Source organism: Vibrio sp. STUT-A16 (assembly GCF_026000495.1).
Lineage (GTDB): Bacteria > Pseudomonadota > Gammaproteobacteria > Enterobacterales > Vibrionaceae > Vibrio > Vibrio diabolicus.
This window is the reverse complement of sequence record NZ_AP026766.1, coordinates 1,231,229-1,243,617: the sequence shown is the minus strand read 5'-3', so window position 1 is coordinate 1,243,617 and position 12,389 is coordinate 1,231,229. Positions and strand designations below refer to the sequence as shown.

The following is a 12,389-nucleotide window of genomic DNA, read 5'->3' as shown; positions in this document are numbered from 1 at the left end:
CAGAAAAGGAAGTAAATATGTCTGACTCGAATTGGCTCAGCGAATTCCCAGAAATGGATCGCTCTGATCTTAGAGCGATTCGCAAAACACTCGATGGCGCCTACCGAGATTTCTCTCGTGAATATGGTGAACTTATCGAGTCTCTCTTTGATCCGCTCCTTTCATTTCTTGTCTGGTTTGAAAAACTGCTTATTTCAACGCCTTGGGTCGTTGTTTTAGGCGTCTGCACCGCCCTCGTTTATGCCGCTAGTCGCTCTTGGAAACTGGCTATCGCATGTTTTGGCTCACTTATCCTGATTGGCTACTTCGGCATGTGGGAAGACACAATGCGCACGCTCAGTATTATCACGGTGTGTACCATGCTGGCAATCACACTCGGGATCCCAATCGGCATCGCTATGGCGCGCTCTAATCGTATTCAGTCAGTTGTGACACCATTACTCGACGTCATGCAGACCATGCCGGCATTTGTGTACCTCATCCCAGTTGTTATGTTACTCGGGATCGGCAAAATTCCTGGCCTCATCGCAGTAGTAATCTACGCGATTCCACCTGTTATTCGTTTAACTAATTTGGGTATTCGTTTGGTGGATAAAGAAGTGTTGGAAGCAGCAACTGCATTTGGAGCCAGCAGTAAACAGCGACTTTTTGGGGTCCAACTTCCGCTCGCAATGCCAACCATCATGGCAGGAATCAACCAAACGATCATGATGGCACTGTCGATGGTCGTCATCGCATCGATGATTGGGGTAAAAGGTTTGGGCCAGCCCGTTCTTAAGTCGATTACCAATCAATATTTCACTCTTGGTCTTTTAAATGGTCTAGCCATTGTCGCTCTAGCGATTCTTTTCGACCGCGCTTCACAAGCGTATGCGAAACGCACTCAAGCCCATCTAGGAGATTTAAAGCATGACTAGTCCACTTATCGAAATCAGCGGTCTGTATAAAATCTTCGGCCCCAAACCCAACAGCGTGATTGAGCGCGTCAAGTTGGGACATAGTAAAGAACACGTGTTGGCGGAAACGGGCCACACGGTCGGGCTAAAAGACATCAACCTCCAAATTAAAAAGGGCGAGATTTTCGTCATCATGGGTTTATCCGGTTCAGGAAAGTCCACCATGATTCGCCACTTCAATCGCCTAATCGATCCAACCATGGGACAGATTTTGGTGGAAGGGGTAGATGTCATGCAGCTTTCTAACAAGGAGTTAGAGCAGTTTCGTCGTCATAAGATGTCGATGGTGTTTCAACGTTTTGGCTTATTGCCCCATCGCACTGTTATCGACAACATCGCTTACGGTTTGGAAATTCAAGGAATAAGTAAAGAAGCGCGCTTATCAAAAGCAAACGAATGGTTGGATACCGTTGGATTAACGGGTTATGAGAACCAATACCCAGCTCAGCTATCAGGTGGTCAGCAGCAACGCGTAGGCCTCGCGCGAGCATTGGCAACCAACGCCGAAATATTGTTAATGGACGAGGCATTTTCAGCGTTGGACCCTCTGATTCGGAGCGAAATGCAGGATCAGTTAATAGAACTGCAACAGCAGTTACACAAAACGATTGTTTTTATTACTCACGACTTAGATGAAGCATTGCGCCTTGGCGATCGCATTGCGATCCTTAAAGACGGTGAGCTTGTCCAACAAGGTTCACCAGACGAAATATTGCTGCATCCTGCCGATGAGTACGTTGAAGCCTTTGTAAAAGACGTCAATAGAGCGCGAGCATTGACGGTTGAGACTGTGATGCAGCCACCTTCATATCGCATTGCCGCTAAAACCATTGAAGAAGCGCTCAGTGAGATGAAACGTGTTAAACGTGATTATGCTTATCATGTGACCGATGCAGGCTATCAAGGCGTGATAACGCAACAAGGGTTACTAGACGCGACGAAGTTAACTCAAACCCCAAGCTGGGATGATGATATCTATGAAGAAGTGCCTATCATCTCTCCCCATTCAGCCATTGAGCAAATATTGACTGAAACCATGTCGTGCGAATACTCACTGCCCGTTGTCGATGAGCATGGCCATTTGAAAGGTGAATTAGAGCGTCGTACTGTTGCTGGTTTATTCGCTGATGAAGACAGCACAAAACGAAGCACCTCACGTTCAAACATCGATAAGGCCTCTTAACTGATTTAATAAAACAGCTCACAGCAATGTGGGCTGTTTTCACTATCTCTGCCCCTCTAGATATTTATTTGTAGACTCAAGCTTGATATCCCAATCAACATTTACATTGTTCTGATTTTCCTGACAATTTCACGCTCATATTCGGTTTTATTGACATAGATAGATCATTCTATTGCTTTTTGATGACGCAAATACCTGATAAATGTCTACTATTACTCTCATACAAAATCTTGATTTAAAGAGGGATAAAATGAAAAAAACAATGTTGGCACTAACAGGCGCGGTAATCATTCTTGCAGGCTGTCAAGATGAGAAACCTGCCGAAACAAGCGCAGTTGAAGTACCTCAAGCGACGGAAACTGAAGTCACTACTAGCGCAGAAGTTACTACAGAGACAATTGACACGCTGCCAGTAGCAGAAGAACAAGTCATCACTGAAGAAACATTTGTAGACTCTGAGCATAACGCACAAAATGCCCTGGACTGGAACGGCACATACAAAGGTACGCTTCCATGTGCGGATTGTTCAGGTATCGACATGACCATCACACTAAATCAAGATGGCACTTACGTACTTGAAGAAAGCTACCAAGACAAACAAGACGGTCAGTCAAAGTCTGAAGGCCAATTCACTTGGGATGCAAACGGCAGCATCGTAACGTTGACAAACGAAGATGCGCCAAACCAATACTTTGTTGGTGAAAATGTACTTATGAAGCTAGACATGAATGGCGAAAAAGTAACAGGTGACCTAGCACCGTTATACAACTTAACGAAACAACAATAAGTTCGTATCGATACCTGATAAATAATCTAAATCCGAGCTACCCCAGCTCGGATTTTTCTTTCCATCGACGGCGGTTGCCTTTCTTATCTTCCTCCTCTGATCTTACATTCCGCTTCTTATCCTGATGGTTCATTACATTTCCATACGCTTTGCTGATAGAGGCTTACAACTTCATTTTGTACAGTGTTCAAAACAAATCAGAACAACTCGGAAAAATGATGAAAAAGACATTAATTGCACTACTAACTCTGACTGCTGCTGGTTCAGCGGTTGCTGGTGATACTTATATTCGTAACGGTAACATCTACAACAATGAAGGTGGCTGGAACGCGGAAGTCGGAGTGGCTCATGGCAGCGATCTTTTCAAAGATCAAAAATACAATACAGCTCCAATTCTAAATGGCGGTTACCATGGTGACGACTTTAACGCCGATCTAAGTGGCATTAACTACCGCTTCTTCGGTAACACCAATGAATTAATCAACATGAGTGCTTACCTTGTTGGCAGTGGTGTCATGCGTGACGGTGATATTGCAAAGAGCCTGAAAGGCACGGATAAACGTCGCTTTGCTGTCGATTTAGGTTTGAACACTGACTTTACGTTAGATCAACACAATGTGATTTCAACATACCTTCAACATGATATCAGTGGTGCTTACAAAGGTTACTTAGCGGGCGCGACTTACTTCCACATTATGAACTTCGGTAGTGTTGATTTTGTTCCTTTTGCTAACCTAACTTATCAAAGTGAAGACTACGTAGATTACTACTTTGGCGTAAAACAACGCGAAGCAAATGCAAACCGCAAAGCGTACAAAGGTGATTCAACAGTAAGCTATGGTTTAGGCTACAAGCTAGTCATGCCAATCAACGATAACTGGCAAGTGAGCCAAATGACACAATACGCTCGCCTAGGCAGCGGTATCAGCGATTCCTCGATTGTTGATAGTGCAAATCAATGGGTTGTTGGTGCGAGTGTGTCGTACAACTTCTAACTCTACATTCCACATAAAGCCATCATTGCGATGGCTTTATGTATTCATACTCTATGCTCACCGTATCGAAATATGCTAGTTAGAGTGAGCGATCCAGAGACGATGCAAATCGCTATAACCCGTATTTTTCACCTGAACACCGCGCACTTGCTGTGTTTTTGTCACCTCTTCATAGCCAACAAATAAAGGCAAATAAAGGTACTGCTCTCGTAACGCTTTTTCTACGCCTAAAAGAGATTGTAAAGATTGAGCATTTGTCATGGCTTCGCGAAGGTTTTCTCGATGGATCAACATCTGGCTTTGATCAAAACTAAAACGCAAACCTGTTGCTATCGATAGCCACTCAAATACGCCATACTCAAACGGCGCTTCCATGACTTCTTCAATTAGGAGCAAGTCCGCTCGATGTGATACGACTTCAGGAAAACTAATGTCATCAATAATGACGATCTCTAGCTCTAATCCCGTCGCCCGAATCACTCGGTGCAACCACTCAGAGTGACGAATTAAACTTGGTATCGTCCAGATTGGCTCGGCTAGCGCTACTTTACCTTGTAGCTTAGGCGTCACAACAGCCTCTGCTATTAGTAAATCTTTCTCTTGAGTCGCTAACTGAATGCTGTCAACGGCACTTTGCGCCTCATAGATTCTCTTTTGCGCATTGATGTAATCGGCGAGTTGATGCCAGTCTTCTTTTGCGAGATTAGAGTCCGCGCGCTGCCGATAGGTCAAATATGAAAATGCGCTGATTTTTTCCACTTCAACGTGATCAGAGGTTTGGTTAAAACTCAACATATTCAAGGTCTTAACATTACCATGAGACAGCGTAATTTGGTCCAACAACGCGCGTGCTGAAAAATATTCTTTGTGTGCTTGAAGAAGCATACTCTCTTGGTTCCAACCACTGATTTTAAATGGTCCGGTGCCTATGTGGTAAGAATAACCAGAACCGAAAGAAACAACATCTCGACAAAGAATAGAAGCGTGAGGAGTGGCTAGCATGTATGGAAAAAACATGTTCGGATGTTTCAATGTAATTTTTAAGCAGCTCGATGTTTCGGCAATCACACTGTCAATACATTGCCAGAGCTCGTGTACTGGTCCTTTTATTTCCTTAAGTCTTTCTATGCTCCAAACAACATCTTGTATGCTGAGAAGTTCGCCATCGTGACGATATATTCCAGGTCTCAACCATAACGTCATCACATTGCCTTCCATTTTCCACTCATGTGCTAGCGAAGGCTCAATGCCACCATTGGAATTTTGAGTCAGCAAAACATCATAAACACTTTTCGCCACATGCAGTTCAGTATGACGATAAGTGTTCGCAGGATCGACCTTAGACACCCAAGGATAAGAGGAGATCAAAATAGCGTTATTTGACTCATTCAACTGGTTCACTTTTTCAGAGGCAATCGTCAGCGCCCTGACAGCACTTTGGCCGAACCAATCGATAAGTTTTGTTATCGAGTTCATTCTTCCCCGACCAAGCTCCTCAACCAAAAATTCGGTCATCGCTTGTTGAAGGGAAATAGTAATATTCAGACGACTAGCGTTACTTCTGCCAATTGCAGGTTTCCAATCTACCCAACCGTAAGAGGCAAGCTTTTTCATCACAATAGAAACATTGCGCCTTGACGTACAAATTACCACTTCAAGCTCAGACAGCGTAACGAAGTGATATTGATGAGGTTCAAAGTGCTTTAACAGTAGATCCAGATACCTAAGATTGACATCGTTCACAAAGATTCCTAAGAGTTATTCCAAAGCAAAAAAATAGCACAGGACGCTTAGCAACTAAACTTCCTGTGCTATATCTAAACATATTCAAAGCTTGGACTCAGCTCGACCAACAGAAGTCAAAAACGTGTACTAAGCCAAGAGGTAACTTGAATAAGTATTCTTAGAAACGGTAACTCATACCTACAGAGAACACGTTGATGTCAGCATCAACCGTTACTTTTTCATTACCAAATTTCGCAATGTCTAGCTCAGGCATCATGTATTCCCATTCAACTTGTAGAGCAAAGTTTTCTGTAATAGCGAACTCTGCGCCTAAACCGTACATGCCTGTCACAGTGCTGTCAGAAATGGTGGTATGGCCTGCGCTACCGTCAATCACAGAGTTGCTAATTTTGAATTCAGCATTGAAGTAAGAAAGACCAGCTTTAGCAAAAAGGTTGAAACGATCACCAATAGGTAGAGTCGCTTTTGGTTGAATCGATAAATACTTCATATCACCAACAGTAACAACTTTGCCGTCTAAAGCATCGTAGCCACCAATGGCTGCTTCTAGAGAAATGTATTCGTTGAATTTGTAACCACCGAATACTTTGCCTGAAAGGCTTGAGTCATCTTCAAGTTTAAGTTTAGTGCTAGCGTTAGTACCACCACCATTGATAGAGCCATTAACATCACCAAACGATGCTTGACCTACCGATGCACCAACGTAAGGAGCTGCGTTTGCAACAGAACATGTTGCTAGAAGGGCTGTCATTAGCCATGTTTTTTTAAACATTGTATTTCACTGCCTGTTAATTATTGAGGTTGTGTTTTGCCCATCCTTAAGCACGTCATGCTATCCATTTCACTCGGTTTCAAAACCAAATTGATGTTAATGAATAAAAACTCAATAAAACATGAAATATTTAAACACAACTTTGCCACTTTATTTCTTAATTATGACAATTTAGTCATTTTACAAGCACTGTTGCTTCAACCAATTAGTGAGTTTGATAATTTCCGCCTGCTTGGCTCGGCTCTTTTTATGAATAAAATAAAAGCTGTCCCCCGTCTCTAATCCATGAGAAGGGATATACACCAAATCATGCGCTTTATCTCTTTCATTGAGCATAAAATCATTCGCAAATGCGATGCCTTGGTCATAACGTGCAGCCTCAATTGCCAACAACATATGACTAAAATGTTGAACATCGACATCTTTTGGCAAAGTGTAACCACCCGCTCTGCACCACTCTGCCCAGTCTTTTCCTCTCTCACGATAAATAGAATCTGTCGACAAAATAGGATATCGCCAAAGCGCTTCTGGAATGGGTTGATCTTGTAACTCTTTCCAAATTTTATGGCTGCATACCGGATACAGCGTTTCCGCGTATAACTTCACCGACATATAGTTGCGCTTTGGCTTCTCTACCGTGATAAAGCAATCACCAACGCTATCTGTCTGCTCAGGATCACCAACAACCATATTGAGTGTCAGATCGATTTCCGGATGTAACCGCTTAAAATCAGACAAACGCGGAATAAGCCACTTTACGGCAAGCGAGCTATAAATCGCTAAACGTATGCTGCCTTTGTCCCCTTCTCTCACCTTTTGGCTGGCCATCGCAATAGAGCTAATTGCCGGGCTAATATCCTCTAAATAACGAGCACCAGTATCCGATAAAGAGAGCTTTCTTCCTTGACGAATAAATAATGACTCGCCCAAATAATCTTCCAATAATCGTATCTGATGACTAACGGCACTTTGCGTCACATTGAGCTCTTCAGCCGCAAGCGAAAAGCTAGAGTTTCGAGCGACAGATTCAAAACAGTGAACCGCTCTGAGTGGTGGCAATTTCATTATCTAAAAATCTCATACTTAAACTAATAAATATCACTTCACTTCATCCTATGACATCACCTACTCTTTGGCAAAGAAAGAGGAGAGGAAATAAGTGAAAGTTACATCGGTCGGCGCAGCTATGCTGCTATTAATTGTTGGGAATCTCATTGCGGTGCTTTCGGACTCTTTAATTAAAAGTGTCGGAAATGAAGTGCCTATTTTTCAGTTTGTCTTTTTCCGACAAATTTCCGCAGTGCTTTTCCTACTGCCTGTCTGCTTGCTGACAAAAAAGACTCATTTTCTTGAAGGATTTAAATGGCATGCTGTCCGCGCTCACGTGTGGTTGCTTGGTGCTATATTTATGGTTTTGGCGATTTCATCTTTACCGCTCGCAACTGCGAACGCAATCTTCTACGCCGCGCCATTAATCATGCTGCCGCTTGCCGCGATATTTTTTGGCGAACAGCTGTCTAAACAATCGGTCGCGGCTGCGATCATGGGCTTTGCTGGTGTGTTGGTCATCATTCGTCCAGATCAAATCGACTGGGCAGCGATTTCGGCTTTAGTTGTGGCTATTACCCTGGCAATCAATAACTTGCTCATTCGAAAACTGCCAAAAAATCAATCTGTCATGCAAACGTTATTGATGACAAACTTGGCAGGTATTCCCGTGGCTTTCTTACTTGTTCTGATCGAAGCGGAACCTTGGGACTGGAGTGCTTTCCCTGTCGCTGCTGGCTCAAGTTTGTTCATCATGATTTATGCGGCAACATGTGTGATCGCTTACCGCTCGATTGATAGCAACAAAATTGCCAGCGCTGAATACAGTGGTTTAATTGGTGCCGTGTTTGTGGGATTAATCTGGTTTGGAGAAGTGCCAGACATATTTATGGCGATAGGAACAATAATGATTGTTGTGCCGCTGGTTTGGCTTTCTAAACGAGAACGTCGCAAGAAAAAGCTGCAAGCTCAACAAGAGCGAGAGCAACAAGAGGCGCACGTTACTTAAAATCGCGCTCTATCTCAAAGACTAAAAAAACCGAGTCGTAAGTACTCGGTTTTTTTCTGTGGCTCTAATCCATTCTGATGTAAGCGACCACATGAGATAAAAACTGCCTTGCAAAACGATCATTAAACCGGATGCGATATTCATGATCGGCTTCCGATACTAAACGCCAACCTTCAGCAAAGTACGCTTTTATATCATCGACCGCTTCTTCTTCATTTTTGATGTGTTTCGCGTTCCACTGATAAGTGCAAGAGACAACCATCAGCCCGCCAACCTTGGTGGCTTCTTTTAGAGCGTTGATCACGCTAAGTGGCGACTCACATTGATCAATCACATTTAAACATACGACTAAATCAAAGCGAGATTGGAGAGTATCGAGCTCAAAAGGCTGATTAATTAGCGTCAAATCAACATGAGCACATTTTTGCACGATATCTCTATTCTCTACTTCTAACGTGTTTATGGTGTTCACATCGTGCAGATAAGTTAACTCGACCCGTTGTTCTTCTATTAAAAGCTGCTTAAAACCATCCATTAACCTATTTGAAGGCTCAACCAGCGTCGCTTCTTTAAGGCTAGGTAAGCGTTGCACTAACTCATAATAGTTTCTTCCCAGCGCCGCCCCAACCTCAAGTAGGGAACACGGCTGAACGCCGCTCTCGAGTGCCGTCTGCGCAATAAAGTCAGCGACTTGGGAACAATGTGGTGATGACAAAAAAGAGAGTGGGACTTGTTTTGAGCGACTGTTTATCGTCTCAATCTGCTTATCTTCGATGAACTTGTCGAACCATTGCGCTTCGAAATAACCAGCTAAACCGCGATCGGTCAGGTAAAAATCTTCCATGTTTTTTCCGTTCGTACTTTTCGAAAAGTGATTGTATCGAACGCTGAAATTAGCTGGTAATTCTGGCTGCACATTCCCGCGGGAAAATAGATGAAAACACCGCTTATGTGAAAAAGCCCTTTCATCTCAAAGATAAAAGGGCTTGTTAATTACTTCGGTTGAGGAGCTAGTTATTGCGGAAGAACAACTTTGCCATCTTGAATTGGGAACGTTTTTGTCGCAGGCTTGCTCTCTAAGCGAACCGTCGTTGGCGCACCTGAAACTTCATAAGTGACATCGTAACCCACTACTTTTTCAGATGTTGTGTATTCTGTGTGGCACTGCTTTTTCGTCGTTGTCACTACATCGCCTTGTTGCACGTTCTCCTGAATCTTACGACCCGTTAATGCACCAGCAATCGTACCAGCTGCAGTTGCAATCACTTTACCTGAGCCGCCACCGATTTGGTTACCCAATGCCGCGCCAGCTGCTGCGCCGCCGACCGTACCAATTATTTTATTATCATCCGTAGGAGCAACTTGCTCCGTTACTACCACGTCTTTACATACTTGGTGTGGATTTTTCACAGTTTCAGTCACCGCTTCAACCAAAGTAATGTTTGCTTGGGTTGGAGCTGGTGGCGTTTTGTCTTTACAGCCTGCTAGTACAGCAACAACTGCCGTTGCAATTGCGATAGATTTCATATTCATGATTTACATCCCAGTATGGTTTGCTTTGATGAGCGGTATAGTAAATCGCAATTAGGAAATCACATCAGGCGAAAACAAACCCTCTGTCATTAACGAGTAAAGAAACACTGTTTTATAAAAGGTACGTCAAGAAACACTCAACAGAATGTCAACTGAGCTAAAACCGTATCATTACTGATTATGATTAGGCTTGATTAACCTATGAGGCTTATTTTTAAGCCAAGCTTAAAAACAGTTCGTCGTCGGTTAAATACTTATGACGGTGACTCAGGTTACGCACATGCATAAACATAAAATCAGGAAAGCCAGGAGCAATAATGTTGTTTGGTTCCCAGCATACACCGCCAACAAACACATATCGCCCTTGCTTGTCATCTTCGTGAAGGGGGTTATTAAGAGGAGAAGAAAACTCTGCGCGACAGCCTTCAACCACACAAACAATTTGTCCTTTAAAAAGGCCGATCACGCGCTTAACAAGATTTGCCTTGATGCCACATTTCCATGCCTGCCGAGTTGCCATCTCATAGCCATATTTTCGGATCGCTTTCTTTTGCAAATGTACTACTAGGTTCATTTTGACTCCTGATTCAAGCAATTACGCGAAGCCCAAAGTCATAAAAGCAGATAGACGTCTATACCCGAGTGACCTCATGGTACATGGGAATAAACTACGTGATTAGACTGAGTTTAGTGTCTGATGAAAATACACCCTCCACGATGCTGTAACGTATCGATTTACACCAATCATAGGCACATAGCACATCAAAAAAAACAACCTCATTTTCGAGTGCTTTCCTACGCTGTATCTGGTTACTTCTGAATATTACTATAACGAAATCACCCTCTACGTTTGTCTATATAAATTTGTCGTAACGATAGAGGGTGCTTATCAAGGATGGGAGGATAACGCCTACGCGTCGATGAGATAGTTTTGACCTTCAGTTTCTAGACGATCAATCAGTTTACGACACTCATTTAAATCAAGAGGTTGCTCGAAGCGGCGCTTGAGGTTCATCAAAAAGAAGATATCTTCACACATGGCTTTCTCAGGTTCGTCACTGATTTTTGCAACTGGTGAACCATTGCACGTGACCATTTTGATCACGATAGAAAGTGGCTGGTAGGCTTCACCCTCTTTATTGACATAATCACCCATATCGTTCGCAAGAAAAGTACCGATACCAAAACTCACCTGAATACGTCCTTGGAAGTACTCGCAAATATCTAACGCTTGTTCGAAGTTAAGTCCGTCGGTAAACACCAGTGTTTTTGTTAATGGGTCTATATTAAGCGACTGGTAGTGTGCAATCATTTTTTCACCCCAGCTATAAGGGCAACCACTATCGTGACGTACACCGAAATACGCATTACTTAGCTCTTCATCAAAGTCTTTAAGGAAGGCATCAATACCAATCGTGTCGGTCAGTGCAATACCTAGTGCACCGTTAAACATTTTTTGCCAACGTTGCAAAGCCACTTTTTGCGAATCTCGCACATTCACCAGAGCTTGATGGCCCATAAACCATTCATGAGCAACGGTACCGATAGGCGTCAAATTCAGTTCTTTTGCTAAGTGGTAGTTGCTTGTTCCTGTCAAACATTCCGGCACTTCCTGGCACAAGAACTCCAGCATGGTGCGCTGAGCTTGAAAGGAAAAACGTCGACGCGTCGACATATCAGAAAACTTAAAGTTAGTGATGTTACGACGTTTTAGTTCGGATTTTAGGTACCGAACTTTCTCTTCTAAAACGGTGGTAAATTGCGCTACAGGGATATCTGACCAACGCTGACGGCTACGAACTTCAGACACGATGCTCATGATGATCGTTTCGTACAAAATAGTATCTCGCCACAAACCATTGATAGTAATGCGTAACTGGCTTGAGCCATCAGCCATGGCTTTATTGTGGAAAGAGACATCACTTTGTGGATTGAAACGGAAATGGCGCAGTGCATCAACAAAGTCAGGATTCAGGTAAGGCGCGACACGCTTGATGTATTCGATTTCTTCTTGCGTAAATTGAATGTCTTGCAGTTTAAGAACTTCTGCTTTTACCTCTGGTAGCAGTTCAGAGAGATCTTCCTCGCTACGCACAATAAATTTGTATGACACCATCGCATCAGGGTAAAGCGCTGTTACTGCGCTCATCATATTGACTTTGTAGACATCAAAATCCAAAGCGCTTTGAATGATGCGGGAAGAAAATAGTTTGGTGGTCATTAGGTGCCCTTCTACACGCCCTTCCTGGGTATATAACTTTTTGTTACTAACTAATTTGCGTAAACAATAAACACCCATCTATAGTTTGTCAACTTTTGTTACTAACCACTCATTTTTATAAGGTTTTTCTGTCTAGAATT

Annotated in this window: 12 protein-coding genes; 5 read left to right on the top strand and 7 right to left on the bottom strand. The window is 43.1% G+C overall.

All coding sequences use genetic code 11. The annotated features are described in order from the left end of the window. Window positions 1-17 precede the first annotated feature (17 nt). From OO778_RS22150 to ompV, 4 genes are all read left to right on the top strand, one after another. Window positions 18-917 (top strand): proline/glycine betaine ABC transporter permease, encoded by a 900-nt coding sequence (locus tag OO778_RS22150; RefSeq protein WP_046873819.1) that lies wholly within the window; start codon window positions 18-20, stop codon window positions 915-917. Beyond that, a complete protein-coding gene (locus tag OO778_RS22145; protein WP_264911720.1) occupies window positions 910-2,139 on the top strand; it encodes a glycine betaine/L-proline ABC transporter ATP-binding protein in 1,230 nt (409 codons plus the stop codon). The genes OO778_RS22150 and OO778_RS22145 overlap by 8 nt, the downstream gene beginning before the upstream one ends. A gap of 250 nt (window positions 2,140-2,389) precedes the next feature. Beyond that, entirely contained in the window at window positions 2,390-2,926 is a 537-nt protein-coding gene (locus OO778_RS22140; RefSeq protein WP_074189815.1) for a copper resistance protein NlpE, read from the top strand. A gap of 218 nt (window positions 2,927-3,144) precedes the next feature. After that, window positions 3,145-3,921, top strand: coding sequence for an outer membrane protein OmpV (gene ompV, locus OO778_RS22135; RefSeq protein ID WP_074189814.1), 777 nt, complete (start codon window positions 3,145-3,147; stop codon window positions 3,919-3,921). A gap of 75 nt (window positions 3,922-3,996) precedes the next feature. On the opposite strand, the gene OO778_RS22130 is transcribed toward ompV, so the two are convergent. The 3 genes from OO778_RS22130 to OO778_RS22120 form a co-directional block, all read right to left on the bottom strand. Next, window positions 3,997-5,664, bottom strand: coding sequence for an ABC transporter substrate-binding protein (locus tag OO778_RS22130; RefSeq protein ID WP_074189813.1), 1,668 nt, complete (start codon window positions 5,662-5,664; stop codon window positions 3,997-3,999). A gap of 160 nt (window positions 5,665-5,824) precedes the next feature. Further along, complete coding sequence (locus OO778_RS22125) at window positions 5,825-6,439, bottom strand: outer membrane beta-barrel protein (protein WP_005373936.1); 615 nt, start codon at window positions 6,437-6,439, stop codon at window positions 5,825-5,827. Window positions 6,440-6,619: 180 nt separating this feature from the next. Continuing rightward, a complete protein-coding gene (locus OO778_RS22120) occupies window positions 6,620-7,504 on the bottom strand; it encodes a LysR family transcriptional regulator (protein WP_005392662.1) in 885 nt (294 codons plus the stop codon). A gap of 94 nt (window positions 7,505-7,598) precedes the next feature. Here OO778_RS22120 and OO778_RS22115 point away from each other — a divergent pair, with 94 nt between their 5' ends. After that, complete coding sequence (locus OO778_RS22115) at window positions 7,599-8,495, top strand: DMT family transporter (protein WP_005392661.1); 897 nt, start codon at window positions 7,599-7,601, stop codon at window positions 8,493-8,495. A 64-nt stretch (window positions 8,496-8,559) separates the two neighbouring features. Here the strand turns inward: OO778_RS22115 and OO778_RS22110 are convergent, their stop codons facing one another. The 4 genes from OO778_RS22110 to pncB all read right to left on the bottom strand — a co-directional run bounded on the left by OO778_RS22110 (window position 8,560) and on the right by pncB (window position 12,249). Beyond that, window positions 8,560-9,339, bottom strand: a complete 780-nt coding sequence (locus OO778_RS22110; RefSeq protein ID WP_074189812.1) for a methyltransferase domain-containing protein — start codon at window positions 9,337-9,339, stop codon at window positions 8,560-8,562. A gap of 170 nt (window positions 9,340-9,509) precedes the next feature. Next, window positions 9,510-10,028 carry a glycine zipper 2TM domain-containing protein gene (locus tag OO778_RS22105; RefSeq protein ID WP_053808093.1) on the bottom strand — a complete coding sequence of 173 codons (519 nt, stop codon included), beginning with the start codon at window positions 10,026-10,028 and terminating at the stop codon, window positions 9,510-9,512. A gap of 214 nt (window positions 10,029-10,242) precedes the next feature. Next, window positions 10,243-10,602: a hypothetical protein gene (locus OO778_RS22100; RefSeq protein WP_005373947.1), complete on the bottom strand. Its 360-nt coding sequence runs from the start codon at window positions 10,600-10,602 to the stop codon at window positions 10,243-10,245. Window positions 10,603-10,938: 336 nt separating this feature from the next. Beyond that, window positions 10,939-12,249 carry a nicotinate phosphoribosyltransferase gene (pncB, locus tag OO778_RS22095; protein WP_074190011.1) on the bottom strand — a complete coding sequence of 437 codons (1,311 nt, stop codon included), beginning with the start codon at window positions 12,247-12,249 and terminating at the stop codon, window positions 10,939-10,941. Window positions 12,250-12,389: the final 140 nt, after the last annotated feature.

Excerpts from the sequence above, each read along its gene's own strand:
- OO778_RS22150 (WP_046873819.1), top strand. The coding sequence starts at position 18 with ATGTCTGACTCGAATTGGCTCAGCGAATTCCCAGAAATGGATCGCTCT.
- OO778_RS22145 (WP_264911720.1), top strand. The coding sequence starts at position 910 with ATGACTAGTCCACTTATCGAAATCAGCGGTCTGTATAAAATCTTCGGC.
- OO778_RS22140 (WP_074189815.1), top strand. The coding sequence starts at position 2,390 with ATGAAAAAAACAATGTTGGCACTAACAGGCGCGGTAATCATTCTTGCA.
- ompV (WP_074189814.1), top strand. The coding sequence starts at position 3,145 with ATGAAAAAGACATTAATTGCACTACTAACTCTGACTGCTGCTGGTTCA.
- OO778_RS22125 (WP_005373936.1), bottom strand. The coding sequence starts at position 6,439 with ATGTTTAAAAAAACATGGCTAATGACAGCCCTTCTAGCAACATGTTCT.
- OO778_RS22120 (WP_005392662.1), bottom strand. The coding sequence starts at position 7,504 with ATGAAATTGCCACCACTCAGAGCGGTTCACTGTTTTGAATCTGTCGCT.
- OO778_RS22110 (WP_074189812.1), bottom strand. The coding sequence starts at position 9,339 with ATGGAAGATTTTTACCTGACCGATCGCGGTTTAGCTGGTTATTTCGAA.
- OO778_RS22105 (WP_053808093.1), bottom strand. The coding sequence starts at position 10,028 with ATGAATATGAAATCTATCGCAATTGCAACGGCAGTTGTTGCTGTACTA.
- OO778_RS22100 (WP_005373947.1), bottom strand. The coding sequence starts at position 10,602 with ATGAACCTAGTAGTACATTTGCAAAAGAAAGCGATCCGAAAATATGGC.
- pncB (WP_074190011.1), bottom strand. The coding sequence starts at position 12,249 with ATGACCACCAAACTATTTTCTTCCCGCATCATTCAAAGCGCTTTGGAT.